The organism is Methylobacterium sp. E-046 (assembly GCF_022829625.1).
Lineage (GTDB): Bacteria > Pseudomonadota > Alphaproteobacteria > Rhizobiales > Beijerinckiaceae > Methylobacterium > Methylobacterium longum.
The window spans coordinates 47,228-64,251 of sequence record NZ_JAKSYP010000085.1 but is presented as its reverse complement, the minus strand read 5'-3'; the positions used below and the strand labels follow the sequence as shown (position 1 = coordinate 64,251).

Genomic DNA, 17,024 nt, shown 5'->3' with positions numbered 1-17,024 from the left:
GGCGGATCCGACGCCCGCCCGCGGCGTCATCGCCTCACCTGCGGGTCGTCCTGCGTGACGCGGCTGCGCAGCGTGAAGACGCCGCTGCCGGACAGGATGGCACTCCGGGCGAGGAGACGGCCGCTCTGCCAGTTGGACAGCCCCAGCTCGGGCTGGTTCAGGGCGTACTGACCGTCGACCCAGCGGGTAAATCCGTCACCCACGAAGGGCGCGTTCACCGTTGCGTAGAAGCGGCGATGCGCCTCCGGATCCCGGCTGATCAGTGATGCGGCGAAACGCGGGCTGTGGCGATTGAACAGCGATACCGCATGGTCGAGATCATCCACGATCTTCAGGCTGACTTCGGGCGTGTCCTCCCATTCCCACTCGTGGCCGAGGTCATCCTCCGACTGGATCTCCGTGAGGGGCTCCGTGCGCGCGCCCTCGGCGCGCCGGACCCGGACGGTAGCGGTGCGCCAGCCGTGCGGCAGGACGGACTCGTCGCCCGCCACCACGTGCAGCCTGCATCCGAATCCGCGTGCCCGGCCGGCGGATTCCAGTGCCGCCAGGAAAACCGGCACCAGATCAGTCACCCGGGCACGGTGGATGCAGCACACGTTCAGGGTGTTGCAGACCTTTCGGTCCAAGGAAGCTCCGACCGCCGCGGAGAAGCGCTCCGGATCCGCGTCGCGGTCGGCAACCATCCAGGCCCCGCCGGTTCCGTGCAGGCTGACCGCCGTGCCGGCCTGCCGGGCGACGCTTCCGAGCTGGGCGACGGCCCGCCCTGACCCACGCGCCACCGCCAGCGAGAGGCGACGGTCCGCGAAGAGCGCCCACCCGGTCGACCGTTCAGGGCTCTCGACAAGCGAGATGGCCCCCGGCGGAAGGCCGGCCTCATCGAGGGCAGGGGCGAGGGCGTGCTGCATGATCGCCTGTGCGGTGCCGAGCGCGTCGCTGCCGATGCGGAAGACGGCCGTGTTGCCGCCGCGCAAGACGCCCGCGGCATCGGCGAGCACGTTTGGGCGTCCCTCGAACACGAAGCCCACCACACCAAGCGGCGCTGCCACCTGCTCGACCGTCCAGCCCGGATGGGCGATACGTTCGACGACGCGACCGCGCAGCGTCTCGCTGTCGCGCCACGCCCGAAGGCCCGCGATCATGTCCTGCCGCATCCGGTCCGTGGCGACGAGGCGGGTCGTCGAGCGGCCACCGGACTGCGCACGCGCGACATCCTGCCGGTTCGCCTCCGCGATCGCCCCCCAGGCCGAGCGGTCCTCGAGGTGCGTGGCGAAATGATCGAAGAACTGGTCGATGGCCCGGTCCGGTACGGCCGCCATCGCCAGGAAGGCCGCGTGGGCGCGGTCCACCGCGACGGCGGCCCGTGCGATCTGAGCCGCGGGGATGTGCAGGAGGTCTCCGGTCTCCTGCAGAACCAGCAGATGATCCCCGGGCTGGAAGGCCTCCGCGATCTCCGGCGTGATCGTGGTCACGCGGTCACCGCCGAAGGGCACAGGCGTTCCCGCCACAAGGCGCGTGATGGTGGTGCTCATGGGCGCGGGGCATAGGACAAACTCGGTGCGAAGACCAAGCCGTGGCGCCGCCGAACGACGTCACCTGCTTGAACGGTGGGTGCAGGCGCGGCGCGCCAAGTGCCATGCATACGCGCTCGCCAGCCTGCCATCGAACGTGCCGGCGCGGGCACATGAGGGGCGAGGCGCGGCCTGCCCATCTGAACGACATGGCGAAGCTGACTCGCCTCCGACTACGAAGCTCCCATGGAGCGAGAGCCGAGTTCAACCCGCCGCAGCCGCTCAGAAACCGAGGACGCTCGCCAAGATCGGCGGGTCCCGCAGCCGAGCCGGGCTTGATCGGCAGAGGGCACAACACCGGAGGGCTGAATATCCACTCCGCCTTTCGGCAAGCTCGGCCGCCCACGAGTCTTCAACCGCATCCACCCACTGCGGTAATTTGACGGTCTTCAGAATGCATCCGCAGATATAAATCCTTTATGCATCTATCATTGTTGCAAATCATCTTAACATATCGGCCCTTAGTATTGCGACCGACAGTCATCTCCACCCTTCCATCACTCGGCGAGAACGCGGTCGATCATCGCGGTGAACGCGATGCCGGCGGGGTAGCCCCTGAGTGTGATGCTGCATTCCTCATCGCCTGCAGCGTGAGCCACCGCCTGATCGCCGCCGCCGCGCTCCATCCCTGGAGAGACCTTCCGCAGCTCGATCAGGACGGCGCGAACGACCTCACGCGCGAGCGATCCTGGCGCGAGGTCCTGACCGAACTCGGAGATGAGCGACTCCGCCACATCGCACAGTTGTTTCATGTGATCGTTCATCGAATGCCCCTCGAACCCCCACAAGTTCCCCGATGATGTCGCTCCGACTCCGACAGATTTGCCGCCCGACTGGTCGTCAGCATTGCTCGTGACCGCTGGCCGCCGTGCCGGCAACTCAGCCGACAAGAGCGGCTGCTATCCGTTCGACTCGGCCGGCCGCTTCGGGCCGGCAACAACAGGCGCGCGGGGCCGCCGGCCCGCCTCCCAGCGACACCGGGTAAAGGGGCGGTCGTCAGAGGAAAGGCCGCCCCCGGCCGCGGCGCCACGGAGGCCAACCTTCGGCTCCACGCGCACCCAAGCGTCAACTCATGCTCTCACAAAGGCGAGCAGGTCGGCGTTGAGCACGTCCGCGTTGATCGTCAGCATGCCGTGGCCATAGCCGGGATAAGTCTTCAGCGTGCCCTTGCGCAGCAGCTTGATCGACTTCAGTGCCGCCGCGACGATCGGCACGATCTGATCGTCCTCGCCGTGCAGCACCAGCGTCGGCACGCCGATCACCTTCAAATCCTCGGTCTGGTCGGTCTCTGAGAACGCCCTGATGCCTTCGTAGTGCGCCAGGGCGGAGCCCATCATGGCTTGCCGCCACCAGTTCCGGACCACACCCTGCTGGACCTGCGCGCCATCGCGGTTGAAGCCGTAGAACGGGCCCGACGGGACGTCGAGGAAGAACCCGGCGCGGTTGTTTGCCAGCGCTCGGCGGAAGCCGTCGAATACCTCGATCGGCTGTCCTTCCGGATGAGCTGCGGTCTTCAGCATCAATGGCGGCACGGCGCTCACCAGCACCGCCTTGGCCACGCGACCCTGGGGCTCGCCGTATCGCGCGACGTAGCGTGTGGCCTCGCCGCCGCCGGTGGAGTGGCCGATATGGATGGCGTTCCTCAGATCGAGATGGGCGACCACGGCGGCGGCGTCGGCCGCATAGTGGTCCATGTCGTGCCCGTCCGAGACCTGCGCCGAGCGGCCGTGGCCGCGGCGGTCGTGGGCGACGACGCGGTAGCCGTGCTTGAGAAAGAACAACATCTGCGTGTCCCAGTCGTCCGACGAGAGCGGCCAGCCATGGTGGAACATGATCGGCTGCGCCTCCCTCGGACCCCAGTCCTTGAAGTAGATCTCGGCGCCATCCTGGGTAATGATCGTGGCCATAAAGGTTCTCCCCAATACAAAACGACGGATCAAACCCCCTCATAGACCAGACGGGTGAAAAGCGCCGGGGTGATGACGGACCGGTACCATCTCCCGTCGTGCGCCGCGGTCGGGCGGGCGGCGACGATGGCGTCTAAGGACAGGCCCCGCCTCTTCAAGGCGGCGACGTTCGCACGCACGTCCACCAACATGTCATGGAAGTCGTGCAGCTGTGCGCGGGTACCGACTGGCGCCCCATGGCCAGGGATGACGATCGTCTGGTCCGTCGTCGCAGCTATGTTCGCTTCGGCGGCCGCGATCGTCCCGTCGATGTGGCCACCCGTGGAGTAATCGATGAACGGGTACATGCCGTTCCAGAACGTGTCGCCGGTGTGCAGGATGTCGGCCTCGACGAACCGGACGGAGATGTCGCTGTCCGTGTGCGCGGCACCGTAATGCTTCAGCGTGAGCGTGCTGCCGTTCAGCGTGGTCTCGTGCTCGGACGCAAACACCTGCTTCGGCAGCGCGTTGGGCGGTGCCGCGGGGAAGTCGTGGTCCCAGTCGTCCACGCGCTGCGCGGCCATGAGGTGCTTGCGTGTCTTCTCGTGGGCGAGGATCTCCGCCCCTTCGGCGTTCAGCCAAGCGTTGCCGTCGACATGGTCGAAGTGCCAATGCGTGTTGATGAGATGGGTGATCGGCGCGTCGTCGAGGTCGTTGAGCGCCGTCAGCATCTGGGCGCGCGACACGCCGATCCCGGCGTCCACCAGCAGCTTCCCGTCCGGCCCCGTCAGAACCGCGACGTTGCCGCCGGACCCCTCCAGCACGGCGACGTTGCCGCGCAATCTGTGTACCCTGATCGGCGACCGGGCGGCATCGGCCATCATCAAGTCGACGATGCCCCGGGCCTGCGCGAACGCGGAGCGGGGTGAGAGCCAGCCGCTCGCCGCCGGCAGCGCAGTTGCGGACAGGCAGCAGAGACAGAAGCCGCGGCGTGACAGGGAGAACGCTTCTCTCGCGGCGCCGGACGCAGGTTCACGGGCAGTCATGATCTGTGCTCCGAAGATCAGGTTGTGGGGGGCTCACATCGGGGGGTGGTTCCACCCGGAAGGGCTTCCACCCGGGAGGGCTTCCACTGCGCCCCGCATCGCTGATGCGAACGCCTGGCAGGGGGGCGCTCCCGGGTCCTAGGTCCGCGATGCGGTCGCGAGGGGAGCGCCCGCCCCGGCACGGTCCACCGAGGCCTGAGCCGTGTCTTCGAGGACGGCGCGGGCCCCGTCGGCCACCACGAGCCAAGCTCCAGCCATCAGAACGACGTCCTTCAGCACGAGGCGCCCCCCGCCGGACAGGTAGGGGAAGCCGTGCTGCGCATCGCCGAGCGCCGCCACCCAGGCTTCGGGCGTCGTCGCGAGGAACGACAGCGTGACCACCGGCGTCAGAAAGGCGAGCACCGCGCCCACGAGACCCCAGCGGCGCGAGGCCAGCCCGACGAGGACCAGGAGGCCGATGGCGATCTCGACGCTCCCGAGGCCGTTCGAGAACGCGTAGGTGTCGTTCGCCGCCTGCCAAGCGCGCTCGGCGAGCTTGAGTTCGCCCTCGTGAGTGAGGTGCTGCGCGTACTGGTCGGGGTGCCTGTAGAAGAACGACATCAGCGGGCTGTTGGCCACGAACGGGGTGATGCTGTCGGCCTCGTAGGGCGCGAACTTCAACCCCCCGATCCAGATGAAGATGGTTGCGATGGCGACGCGCACGGCGTCCAGGCCGATGCGGTTTGATCTTCGCCCCGAGACGATCCCGAGGACCTGACGGATCTGTGTATTCATGACGTGACTCCTGGGTTCGAAGGGTCGGATGCTTGCCAAATCGGTGGCGTTCGACCCTCATGGACGCGAGTTGGGCGCTGCCGTTCACGGCCGGGATCGGATGCGGACAGGACCGCCTGCTTCGATGCCGCGAAGATGATCGCTGGGGCCGGGTCTCGCGATGCCGGCCCGGCGCAGGATCATGACCGCGCGGATCAAGCGCGTCGCGGAGGGGCGTCATGGCGGAGAGGATGACGGACGACACCCTGAGCGGGCTCGCGCCGCTCCTGCGCGTGCGCCCCGTGCTCGATGATGTGTGCCGCCTGGGCGGGGCCTGGACGGCCCCGCACGAAGCCGAGCCGAACGGCCACGCCTACTTCCACATCGTCACGCAGGGCTGCGCGCTGCTCGACCGCCGCGGGACCGGCCTGCTGCGGCTCGAAGCGGGCGACGTCCTGCTCCTGCCGCACGGCGACGCCCACACCACGCGCGCGGTTGAGGGCGCCGGGCATGCACGCTCCGTCACCACGGTCCGGCGGATCGGCGAGTTGCGGCTGAAGACGAGTGTCGGGGTCGAGCCGGACGTCGAGTTGGTCTGCGGCCGGCTGAACTTCGAAGGTGCGCCCCAGAGCCTGATCTTGGCCGCGCTGCCCGACACGATCGTGCTGCGGGTCGGCCTGCAGCCCCTGGCCAGCCGTTACAGCCCGCTCGTCGCCGGTATCCGCTCGGAGCTGACCGATATCCGCCCCGGATCGATCGCCATCGCGAGAGATCTCGCCAGCGCGCTGTTCATCATGCTGCTGCGCGCCCACCTCGAAGCCTCCGCGTCGGCCGAGGGCCTGCTCCGGCTCATCGGGCAGCGCGTGACGGCGCAGGCGGTGCTCGCGATGGTGCGCGATCCTGTGCGCGCCTGGACGCTGGACGAGCTGGCCTCGATCGCCGCCGCCTCACGGGCGAGCCTGGTGCGCGCCTTCCGCAAGTCGGTGGACATGGCACCGCTGGAGTTCCTCGCCGACCTGCGGCTCGGGCTCGCCCGCCACCGCCTGCGGACGGACACCAGCTCACTCGACCAGATTGCGGCCGAGGTGGGCTATCAGTCCCAGGCCGCGCTCAGTCGCGCGTTCCTGCGCAAGTACGGTGTCCGTCCCGGCAGCCTGCGTCGGGATGCGGGGGCGCGGAACACGCAGGCGGAGAGCTCACAGGCCGGTTGATCCCGCCGCTCATCGGATTGCGCCGCGCCGGCATCCACGGGCCGCACCGCTCCGGCTGCCTTCTCGGCATCGAACGGGACAGCCATGGCCGCGGCCGAGCGCTGCGCCGTTCGGCCTCCAGCGAGTACAGGCAGGACGCCTGCCCTTCCGCCGTCCCCGTCAAACACGATCGCGATCGGGGGGAGGCGCGATGTGGGTTGCATCGCGTTTGGTCGTTGCGCTGCTCGCGTGCGCGGCGGCGACGACCGTTCGGGTCATGCATCAACTCGACGAAGCGACCTCCATGACGATCTTCCCCCGAGGGTGGCGCTCAGGACTGTCCAGCATCTCATGAGCTCGTCGGACCCCGGTGATCGGGAGAACGGTTCCGACGCTCGCGGTCAAACCCCCATCGTCGACCAGGCTCCCCAGTTCGGACAGCGTCGCGGAGGTCACCGCGACGAGGAAGAACCTGGCTTCCACATCGGCTCTTCGGGCCGACGCCTGATCCGGTTGAGAGACCGCCGAGACGAGTGTGCCTCCACGTCTCAGCACGGCGAATGAGCGCGCCTGAACCTCACCGCCGACAAGGTCGATCACGGCATCGACATCCTTCACGACGTCTTCGAACGCCGTCGAGCGGAAATCGACCACCTGATCGGCACCGAGGCTTTGCACATAGGCTAGGTCGGCCGAGCCTGCCGTGGCGCTGACCTTGAGGCCGCCCCGCCTGGCGAGCTGCACCGCGTAGGCGCCCACGTTCCCGGCGGCCCCGTGGATCAAGACGCTCTGCCCGCGGGCGAGGTGAGCCTGCGCGAACAGGGCTTGCCACGCCGTCACCGCGACGACCGGCATGGAGGCGGCGTGGACATGGTCCAGGCTCAGCGGCTTGGGCGCCAACATAGCGGCCTCGGCGACGGCGTAATCGGCGTAGCCGCCCGTGAAGCGCCGGCTGGTGACGCCGAAGACCGCATCGCCGACCGCGAACCCAGAGACACCCTCGCCGACGGCAGCGACCTCGCCCGAGAGGTCGGAACCGAGAGTCAGGGGAAGTGGCTGCGGGAGAACGCTCCGGCCTGCCCGTATCCAGGAATCCCATGGACCGACGCCGGCCGCGCGGACGCTCACGAGAACCTCGCCGGGACCGGGCGTGGGCACCGGGATGTCGTCGAGGCTGATGGCTTCCGGACCACCGAAGCGGTGAACGCGACAGGCTCGCATGGGCTAGGGGTCCGGCGTCGTGAGCGGATGATCGTCGGTGTCGAGGATGAAGACGGCCAGGAGCCGTGCGGGCTCGGTGTCGCTGGCGTTCTCGCTGGTGGCGTGATGCGCACCCGGGGGTTCGGAGAAACTCTCGCCGGCCCGGTAGACCCGCGCCGGCGCGTCGCCGACCTGGCTGCGGACCGCGCCGGACACCACGAAGGCGTAGACGAAGGCGGAGGCGGCATGCCTGTGCGGCGGTGATTTCGCGCCCGGAGGATAGTCGACGACCGCGCTGACCAAGCTCTTCCCCGTTACGTTGGGAATGGCGGCGCTGAAGACGGGCGTGACACGCTCGTGCCGCCCGGGCTCGGCCAGGACGCTTCGCACCTGTCCGACCAGCGCCAGCGCCGCCGACGCGACGATCACAGACTTCTTCATGACCGTGCTTCCAACTCGAACCCGTGGATACTTCCGAGCACTCCGACCACGTGCTCCGGCGTCGAGTCCATCTCGACCCCGGCCTGTCTTGGACCCCTTGCCTGGGAGCGGAGGCATCCGAGACTCCCTTCAAGACAAGCGCCGGGCCTGCGCATCGATAGGCCGGCCGAGCCTTCGCGATGCTCAGGCAGGCGGATCTTGGCACAGCCGTGCCACCGTGCGGCCCTGCCGCCGACGACGGAGGCGGGTGCAGTCTGACGCGATCCGCCTCGGCCGTGTTGTCCCGGATTGCGCTTCCTTGTTCACGGATTGCCGAGCTGAGGGCCAGCCGCCGGATGCGTCAGCCGAAGCGGAGGCGATACTCGCCCGGCGGCAGCCCAACCGACCGTCGGAATGCTCGCGTGAAGTTCGCTTGCGACGAGAAGCGGCATGCTAGGGCGATGTCCGCCAGGGACATGTGCCCGAGCCGAAGCAACGCCTTGGCGCGTTCGAGACGCCGAAGCCCGAGGTAACGGTGCGGCGGCAGGCCCGTCGCCGCCTTGAACGCGCGGATGAAGTGATACTGGCTGAGGCAGGCGACCGCCGCCAGATCGTCCACACCGATGTCGCGGTCCAAGTTGGCGTCGATGAAGTCCCGCACCCTCGAGAGCCGCATCGCGTCCAGCGCGTGCGGAAGCCCACCCCGAGCGCCAGGAGGTAGGCGATTGCCCGAATGCCGGTGCGCCAGGGACGCGGCGAGCGCCAAGGCCGCGCTCTCGACCAGCAGCTTCCCCGATGCTGTCTCGCATGCGAGTTCCGCAGCGATAGCCCAGCCGACCTCGGTGATCCACGTGTCATGGGGACCGGCCGCGTACAGGACGGTCGTGGCATCGAGGTCCGGGAACGCGTCCTCGCGCGACAGCACATGGAAGGGCTGGTGAGGCAAGTAGATGTGGAGCATCGCCGGGATTGCGGCCGTGATGCGGATGGAATCCTCCGACACGCCTTCCGGGCACAGCCAATAGGTACCGGTCGCGGCCCGGGTAGCTTGGTGGAGGCCGTTCCCGCGCCGGTGGATCACGGCGTCCGGATTGCCGCGCAGCGCCAAGGCGACGACGGTCCGATCCGAGATCATCTCGGGCAGCTCACCGGTCGAGTGCCGTCTCGTCTCGGCTGCGATCCCCGTCCATCTTCGTCCGTCCGAAGAGAGAAGAAGGTTCGCCGAGGGCAGCGCCCACCGCCCCTTGCCGATCCGGTCGTCGCTGGCTTCGCTCATGCCCCCCACTCGAGTCAGGACGGCGAAGAGCAAATTTGACACCTGTCGGAAGCCGTCACGCAAGTCTCCCGCGATCAGGCATGGCCGCCAGAGTGCCAGCTGAACGCTTCTGCCTTCAGACAATGCGGAGCGTGGCCGCTACAATCTGGCTGCGCTGGCGGCGACGCGTCGGCTGGTGTGGCGTACCTGCTCTGAAGCGGGCCTTCCGCCCCCGGGCCGGGTTCGGCCGTTCCCACTTGCCCGACGCGCTGCCGAGTTGGATCGGACTCAGCCGTTCGAGGGCATCCTGCATATGCCTTGCGCGGTGCCGACACAGGCCTGCGGACGGGCCAGGAAGCAGCGTTCTGCCGATACCCGACAGCGCACTGGCCGCGTCGGCGACGCCGCGAGATTCGTGCGTGTGCCCCGGCGTCGACATCGAAGCGCGACCGCGCGCATCCGGCCCTCACCCTCCTCCTGAGATGCGGTCAGGTCGCCTGGAAGGAGCTCTCCGGCGCGGTCCGGAGGGCGGTCGCCGCGGCCACGTTCCGGACCGTGACGGGCCGAGGCATCGTCAGCCGCGCCGGGCCGCCTCGATCGCCGCCACGTCGATCTTGCGCATGGTCATCATGGCAGCGAAGGCCCGCGTCGCCTCCTCGCCGCCGGCCGCCAGAGCAGCGGTGAGCACGCGCGGGGTGATCTGCCACGAGATGCCCCAGCGGTCCTTGCACCAACCGCAGGCGCTCTCCTGCCCGCCATGGCTCACGATCGCGTCCCAGAGGCGATCCGTCTCCGTCTGATCGTCGGTGGCGATCTGGAACGAGAAGGCCTCGCTGTGCCGGAAGACGGATCCGCCGTTCAGGCCGATGCAGGGAAGACCGGCCACCGTGAACGCGACCGTCAGCACGTCGCCCGCGCGTCCCGACGGGTAGTCGGCCGGCGCCCGGTGAACCGCCCCCATCGCGCTCTGCGGGAACGTCGCGACGTAGAAGCGCGCGGCGGCCTCGGCGTCCTTGTCGTACCAGAGGCAGATCGTGTTCTTGGCGATCATGGCGCTTCCTCGCTGGCAGAGCCGACGCCGGACATCGCCCACGGCCCGTACGGATTGCTGGCCTTCATCCAATCATGCCGCGTCCGGGCTGCAAAGGTCGGCGATCACGATCCGTGGATCGCCGCTCAAGGCGCATCGGCGCCGCGCGCGCTTCGCTCCGAGCGCGAGGACGGGCGGATTTCGCAGCAGCCCGCCGGAACGCTCCCCGAGGCCGTGTGCGGTCTGCCGGAGGCACCATCCGCCTCCGCCCGCGGGCGCACACCCCCGCTTTTTCATTAGATCAATACAAATATACCTTTCGGATATCTGTGTCATCAAAAACACACCCGGATCACGGATCCGTGATACTGGGCATACACGAACGTAATAACCCAATAGTCGCTGTTTAGAGTCGATATAATGTCGAGACCGTCCGGCCGTAGATCCGCATCGCGGGCGCCATTTTGTGCAGAATGGCTGTTGCGCGTCGGATTTGTATCGACGACGTCTATCTTCTCCATCGGGACAGCCGCGCTCGCCGAGCCCGCGCCCGCCACGGATGTCGAACTCTCCGAACTCAGCGTGATGGGGGAGGGGCGCGGGCGCACCTTGAACAGCGACCTGTACGGGGCCGGCGGGGCCAACGGCGCCGTGCCGGGCTACGTCGCCAGCCGCAGCACGGTCGGCACGAAGACCGACACGCCCATCGTCGAGACGGCGCAGTCGGTCTCCGTCATCGGGCGCCAGCAGATCGAGGATCAGAACGCCCTGACCATCAATCAGGCCCTGCGCTACACGCCGAGCGTCACCACCGAGCAGCGGGGCGGCGCCGGCTCGACGCGCCTCGAGCAGTTCTTCATCCGCGGCTTCGCCGCCCCGATCTTCCTCGACAACATGGCGCTGCCGGGCAACCGCGACGCCTTCCCCACGGTCGATCCCTACCGCCTGGAGCGGGTCGACATCATCAAGGGGCCGGCCTCGGTCCTCTACGGGCAGTCCGGCCCGGGCGGCCTCGTCAACCTCGTCTCGAAGGTGCCGCAATTCGTCCGGCACGGCGAGATCTTCGTCCAGGGCGGCGGCTTCAGCGAGGTGCGCAGCGGCTTCGATATCGGCGGGCCGATCGAATCCGACATCCCGGGCCTCGCCGACCAGTTCGCCTACCGGGTCATCGGGCTCGGCTGGAACGGCGACGGGCCGGCCGTGACCACGAAGGTCGAGCGCGCCTTCATCAATCCCAGCATCACGTGGCGGCCCTCCGCCGACACCTCGCTCACGATCATCGGCAACTATCAGCGCGATCCGTTCTCGGGCTTCTACGGCGGCTTCCCGGCGGTCGGTACGGTGTTTCCCCGCAACTTCGGCAACGGCGTCTTCGGCCGGCTGCCGGTGAACTTCTACGACGGCGACCGCAACATCGAGCGCTCCGACCGCACCCAGGCCTCCATCGAGTACCTGTTCGACCACCGGATCACCGAGAACCTGCGCTTCCACTCGGCCGGCCGCTACCTGCGCTCGAACGGCGACTACCGCAGCGTGTTCACGACCTTCGGCGACGTCAACGGCCCGTACACGAGCGGCCCGGCCATCGGCCGCTCGGTCGGCGGCACCCAGGTCGACATCGAAGCTTACACGATGGACAACAACTTCATCGCCGATTTCGACACCGGCCCGATCGCCCACACGGCGCTGCTCGGCGTCGACCACCGGACCTTCAGCACGCGGTCGGTCACCGGGCCGTTCCCGGCGACGACGGGCCTGAACGCCCTCGCCCCCGACCACGACCTGCCGATCCGCTTCCCCGCCTTCACGTCGACCGCGCGGATCGACGCGCAGCAGACCGGCGTGTACTTCCAGGATCAGGCGAAGGTCGACCGCTTCATCCTGACGCTCGGCGGCCGCTACGACACCGCCCGGCAGACCGGCCCGACCCGCACCTTCGCGCCGAACGGGCTGACCATCCAGGACGTGCCGGCCGAGGCCTTCACCGGCCGCGCCAGCCTGCTCTACCTGTTCGACAGCGGCATCGCCCCGTACGTCTCCTACAGCGAGGCGTTCGAGCCGATCGTCACCGGGCGGATCTTCGACGCGGCCTTCGGCTCGTCCGGGCGCATCCCCGTCCCGATCGCCAGCAACCAGTACGAGGCCGGCATCAAGTACCAGCCCCCGGGCACCGACATCCTGCTGACCACCGCGTTCTTCGACATCCGCCGCTCGAACGCGACCACCACCGACCCGGTCAATCCCGGCTTCGTCGTGCAGACCGGCGAGGTCGGCGTGCAGGGCGTCGAGTTCGAGGCGCGGGCCACCGTCGCCGAGGGTCTGAGCCTGATCGGCGGCTTCTCGCTCCTCGACATCCGCAACGTCCGCGACACCGGCTTCACCACGAACGACCTGACCCGCCGTCAGGTGCCGCTCCAGGGCCTGCGGCCGGTGCAGGTGCCGGACATGACGGCCTCGCTGTTCGTCGACTACCGCTTCACCGACGGCCCGCTGCTCGGCCTCGGCCTCGGCGGCGGCGTGCGCTACCTCGGCCCGTCCTGGGGCGATCCGGCCAACACCTTCAAGGTGCCGGAGAGCGTGCTGGTCGACGCCGTCGCCTCCTACGACATGAAGCACCTCGACCCGCGGCTCACCGGCCTCAGCGCGCAGATCAACGTGCAGAATCTCCTCGACGAGCGCTACGTGACCGGCTGCTTCACCTATTCGGGCTGCTATTACGGCCTGCCGCGCACGGTCTACGCGACCCTGCGCTACCGCTGGTGAGGCGGCCGCCGTGGGCAAGACCTTCCGGCAGTCGATGGCGTGGCTCCACGCCTGGTCGGGCCTCGTCGTCGGCTGGGTGCTGTTCGCCGTCTTCGTGACGGGCACGGCGAGCTACTACCGGGCCGAGATCTCGCAGTGGATGCGGCCCGAACTCCGCACCGACAGGACCTTCGGGCCGGCGGATCTGGCGGCGGCGGCCGAGCGCGGCGTCGCCTACCTCCAGGCGCAGGCGGGCGGCGCGCGGACGTGGTTCATCGCCCTGCCGCGGCCGGACAGGCCGGTGCTGGAGCTGTTCTGGCGGACGGGGCCGGGCCGGCCGGCCGGCCACGTCATGCTGGATCCCGACAGCGGCGCGCCGGCCGTCCTGCGGGCAACCCGGGGCGGGGATTTCCTCTACCGTTTCCACTTCGAACTGAATTTGCCGCCGCTCTGGGGGCGCTGGATCGTCGGCGCCTGCGCGCTGATCATGCTGGTGGCGCTGATCTCGGGTCTCGTGACGCACCGGCGCATTTTCGCCGACTTCTTCACCTTCCGCCGGGACAAGTCCGCCCAGCGGGGCTGGCTCGATGCGCACAACGTCACGGGTGTCCTGGCCCTGCCGTTCCACCTGATGATCACCTATACCGGGCTCGCGACCCTCATGGTGATGTACGTGCCCTGGGGGGTGAGCACGGCCTATCGCGGCGACAGCCAGCGCTACTTTGCCGAATCCGGCCAGATCACCGCGCCGCGCCCGCCCGCCGGCCTGCCCGGCACGCTGGCCCCGGTCGGGCCGATGGTGGCGCGCGCCCTGGCGATGCGGGCGGAGCCCCTGGAGCGGATCACGATCGTCAACCCGAAGGACGCGCACGCGACCGTGGTGGCGGTGTTCGAGGAGCCGCACGGCCTCTCCCACGAGCACCCGCAGATCGCCTTCGACGGGATCACCGGGGCGGTCGTGGAGGTGCGCGCGGGGGGGCTGCGGCCGGCGACCAAGACCTTCGCCACGATGGTCGGCCTGCACGAGGCGCACTTCGCCGGCCCGGCCCTGCGGATGCTGTTCTTCCTGTGCGGCCTCGCCGGCAGCGCCATGGTGGCGACGGGGCTGCTGCTGTGGACGGCGGCGCGCCTGCCCAAGGGAACCGCAGCCCGGGGCCTCGGCCTGCGCCTCGTTCAAGGCCTCAACCTCGCGACGATCGCCGGGATGCCGGCGGCGATCGCCGGGTACTTCCTGGCCAACCGGCTCCTGCCGGTCGCCCTGCCGGACCGGGCCGACTGGGAAGTCCGGACGTTCTTCGCCGTCTGGCTCCTCGTCGCCGGCACCGCCTTCCTGCGGACGCACCGGCGGGTCTGGCCCGAGACGCTGACGGTCGCGGCGGGGCTGTTCGGCGCCGTCGCGCTGGCCGACGCCGGACGCGGCGCCGCCCTTCGGCTCGCGGGCGACGGGCCGGGCGAGCCGGTCTTCCTCGCCTTCGACGGCGCGATGCTGGTGGTCGCCGCCCTGATCCTGTTCGCAGCCCGCACGATCGGCCGGCACGACGGACCGTCCCGCCGCGTCTCGGCGAGGGCGACCGGGGCCCCGATCTGAGCAGCGCCCGCGTCGGCGGCGGCCGGTCCGGCGACGAAAGCCTGCCCCTGGTGGGAGCCGCGGCGGCAGAGTTCCTGAACGGCTCCGGGCGGAGCGCGACCGCCGACGGCGCTGCCGTCGCAGGCCGGCTCCGGGCGCCGCTACTCCGCCGCCTGTCGCGCTTCGTAGCCGAGCCGCTCGTTCAGCGCGCGGATCAGCTTGGCCGCCGCCTCGGCGATCACCGTACCGGGCGGGAAGATCGCCGCCGCGCCGGCGGCCGTCAGCGCCGCGTAATCGCCCGGCGGGATCACGCCGCCGATCGCGATCATCACGTCGTCCCGGCCCTGCTCGGTCAGCGCCGCCTTCAGCTCCGGCACCAGGGTCAGGTGGCCGGCTGCCAGCGAGGAGACGCCGACGATGTGCACGTCGTTCTCCACCGCCTGCCGGGCGGCCTCGGCCGGCGTGGCGAAGAGCGGCCCGATATCCACGTCGAAGCCGAGATCCGCGAAGGCCGAGGCGATCACCTTCTGGCCGCGGTCATGCCCGTCCTGACCCATCTTGGCGACCAGGATGCGCGGCCGGCGGCCGTCGTTCTCCTCGAACGCCTCGACCAGCGCACGGACTTCCTCGACCACTGGCGACATGCCCCCCACCTCGCGCTTGTAGACGCCGGAGATCGAGCGGATCTCGGCGCGGTGCCGGCCCCAGGCCTTCTCCAGGGCCTCCGAAATCTCGCCCACCGTCGCCTTGGCGCGGGCCGCCTCGACGGCGAGTTCCAGGAGGTTGCCGTCGCCATCGGCGGCCCGGGTCAGAGCTTCGAGTCCCGCGGCGACGGCCGCCTCGTCGCGCTCGGCGCGCAGGCGCTTGAGCTTGTCGATCTGGAGCCGGCGGACGTTGCCGTTGTCGACCCGCAGGAGCTCGATCGCCATCTCGTCGTCGGCCCGGAACTTGTTGATGCCGACGATGGTCTGGCGCCCGGAATCGATCCGCGCCTGGGCGCGGGCGGCCGCCTCCTCGATCCGCAGCTTCGGGATGCCGGCCTCGATCGCCTTGGCCATGCCGCCGAGCCCGTCGACCTCGCGGATATGCTCCCAGGCGCGCGCCACCATGTCGGCGGTGAGCTTCTCCACGTAGTAGGAGCCGCCCCAAGGATCGACGATCCGAGTGGTGCCGCTCTCCTGCTGCAGGAACAGCTGGGTGTTGCGGGCGATCCGGGCCGAGAAGTCGGTCGGCAGCGCCAGCGCCTCGTCCAGCGCGTTGGTGTGGAGCGACTGCGTCCCCCCTTGCGTCGCCGCCATCGCCTCGATGTTGGTGCGGGTGACGTTGTTGAACACGTCCTGGGCGGTGAGCGACCAGCCGCTCGTCTGCGAGTGCGTGCGCAGCGCCAGGGACTTCTCGGATTTCGGATCGAACCCCTTCACGAGCTTCGCCCAGATCAGGCGCGCGGCCCGCATCTTGGCGACCTCCATGAAGAAGTTGGTCGAGATCGCCCAGAAGAACGACAGGCGCGGGGCGAACTGGTCGATGGTCAGGCCGGCCGCGAGCCCCGCCTTGATGTACTCGACGCCGTCGGCGAGCGTGTAGGCGAGTTCCAGGTCGTTCGTCGCCCCGGCCTCCTGCATGTGGTAGCCGGAGATCGAGATCGAGTTGAACTTCGGCATGTTCTTCGAGGTGTAGGCGAAGATGTCCGAGATGATCCGCATCGATCCCTTCGGGGGATAGATGTAGGTGTTGCGGACCATGAACTCCTTGAGGATGTCGTTCTGGATCGTGCCCGCGAGCTTCTGCGGCGGCACGCCCTGCTCCTCGGCGGCGACGATGTAGAGGGCGAGGATCGGCAGCACCGCGCCGTTCATCGTCATCGACACGGTCATCTCGTCGAGGGGAATGCCCGAGAACAGCGTGCGCATGTCGTAGATCGAGTCGATCGCCACGCCCGCCATGCCGACATCGCCCGAGACGCGGGGATGGTCGGAATCGTAGCCGCGGTGGGTGGCGAGGTCGAAGGCCACCGACAGGCCCTTCTGGCCGGCCGCCAGGTTCCGGCGGTAGAAGGCGTTCGAATCCTCGGCCGTGGAGAAGCCGGCATATTGCCGGATCGTCCAGGGCTGCGTGACGTACATGGTCGGGTAGGGGCCGCGCAGGAACGGCGCGATGCCGGGATACGTGTCGAGGAACTCGATGCCCTCCCGGTCCTCCGGGCCGTAATGGCCCTTCACGGGGATGCCCTCCGGCGTCATCCAGGGCTCGCCCAGCGCCGGGGTCGCGACCGCGAGCGTTTCGCCGGCGAGCGGGATTTCGGCGAAGTCCGGGATGCGGGAGGTCATGGCGTTGACTCGTTGTGGCGTTTGTCACCCCATTATAGAG

General features: G+C 69.0%; 13 protein-coding genes. 3 read left to right on the top strand and 10 right to left on the bottom strand.

All coding sequences use genetic code 11. The annotated features are described in order from the left end of the window. Window positions 1–26: 26 nt before the first annotated feature. From MKK82_RS07100 to rclC, 5 genes are all read right to left on the bottom strand, one after another. Window positions 27–1,529, bottom strand: coding sequence for an aldehyde dehydrogenase family protein (locus MKK82_RS07100; RefSeq protein WP_243985110.1), 1,503 nt, complete (start codon window positions 1,527–1,529; stop codon window positions 27–29). Window positions 1,530–2,065: 536 nt separating this feature from the next. Beyond that, window positions 2,066–2,332: a hypothetical protein gene (locus tag MKK82_RS07095; protein WP_238290264.1), complete on the bottom strand. Its 267-nt coding sequence runs from the start codon at window positions 2,330–2,332 to the stop codon at window positions 2,066–2,068. Window positions 2,333–2,638: 306 nt separating this feature from the next. After that, window positions 2,639–3,475, bottom strand: coding sequence for an alpha/beta fold hydrolase (locus MKK82_RS07090; RefSeq protein ID WP_243985109.1), 837 nt, complete (start codon window positions 3,473–3,475; stop codon window positions 2,639–2,641). 29 nt (window positions 3,476–3,504) lie between these two features. Then, on the bottom strand, window positions 3,505–4,500 hold the full coding sequence (locus tag MKK82_RS07085) for an MBL fold metallo-hydrolase (RefSeq protein ID WP_238290260.1): 996 nt from the start codon (window positions 4,498–4,500) through the stop codon (window positions 3,505–3,507). A 138-nt stretch (window positions 4,501–4,638) separates the two neighbouring features. Beyond that, complete coding sequence (gene rclC, locus MKK82_RS07080) at window positions 4,639–5,274, bottom strand: reactive chlorine resistance membrane protein RclC (protein WP_279602843.1); 636 nt, start codon at window positions 5,272–5,274, stop codon at window positions 4,639–4,641. Window positions 5,275–5,492: 218 nt separating this feature from the next. Between rclC and MKK82_RS07075 the strand changes: the two genes are divergently transcribed. After that, window positions 5,493–6,464, top strand: a complete 972-nt coding sequence (locus MKK82_RS07075; protein ID WP_243985108.1) for a cupin domain-containing protein — start codon at window positions 5,493–5,495, stop codon at window positions 6,462–6,464. Window positions 6,465–6,725: 261 nt separating this feature from the next. On the opposite strand, the gene MKK82_RS07070 is transcribed toward MKK82_RS07075, so the two are convergent. The 4 genes from MKK82_RS07070 to MKK82_RS07055 form a co-directional block, all read right to left on the bottom strand. Beyond that, the gene (locus MKK82_RS07070; RefSeq protein ID WP_243985107.1) at window positions 6,726–7,664 is read right to left on the bottom strand and encodes an NADP-dependent oxidoreductase; all 939 of its coding nucleotides are present in this window, start codon (window positions 7,662–7,664) and stop codon (window positions 6,726–6,728) included. A 3-nt stretch (window positions 7,665–7,667) separates the two neighbouring features. Then, window positions 7,668–8,084 (bottom strand): cupin domain-containing protein, encoded by a 417-nt coding sequence (locus tag MKK82_RS07065; protein WP_238290255.1) that lies wholly within the window; start codon window positions 8,082–8,084, stop codon window positions 7,668–7,670. A 340-nt stretch (window positions 8,085–8,424) separates the two neighbouring features. Next, window positions 8,425–9,339, bottom strand: coding sequence for a helix-turn-helix domain-containing protein (locus MKK82_RS07060; protein ID WP_238290253.1), 915 nt, complete (start codon window positions 9,337–9,339; stop codon window positions 8,425–8,427). A gap of 553 nt (window positions 9,340–9,892) precedes the next feature. Next, window positions 9,893–10,366 carry a VOC family protein gene (locus MKK82_RS07055; protein ID WP_238290286.1) on the bottom strand — a complete coding sequence of 158 codons (474 nt, stop codon included), beginning with the start codon at window positions 10,364–10,366 and terminating at the stop codon, window positions 9,893–9,895. Window positions 10,367–10,768: 402 nt separating this feature from the next. On the opposite strand from MKK82_RS07055, the gene MKK82_RS07050 reads away from it, so the two are divergent. Beyond that, entirely contained in the window at window positions 10,769–13,111 is a 2,343-nt protein-coding gene (locus tag MKK82_RS07050; protein WP_243985106.1) for a TonB-dependent siderophore receptor, read from the top strand. 10 nt (window positions 13,112–13,121) lie between these two features. Continuing rightward, window positions 13,122–14,678: a PepSY-associated TM helix domain-containing protein gene (locus tag MKK82_RS07045; protein ID WP_243985105.1), complete on the top strand. Its 1,557-nt coding sequence runs from the start codon at window positions 13,122–13,124 to the stop codon at window positions 14,676–14,678. 140 nt (window positions 14,679–14,818) lie between these two features. Here the strand turns inward: MKK82_RS07045 and scpA are convergent, their stop codons facing one another. Continuing rightward, window positions 14,819–16,984: a methylmalonyl-CoA mutase gene (gene scpA / locus MKK82_RS07040; protein WP_238290249.1), complete on the bottom strand. Its 2,166-nt coding sequence runs from the start codon at window positions 16,982–16,984 to the stop codon at window positions 14,819–14,821. Window positions 16,985–17,024: the final 40 nt, after the last annotated feature.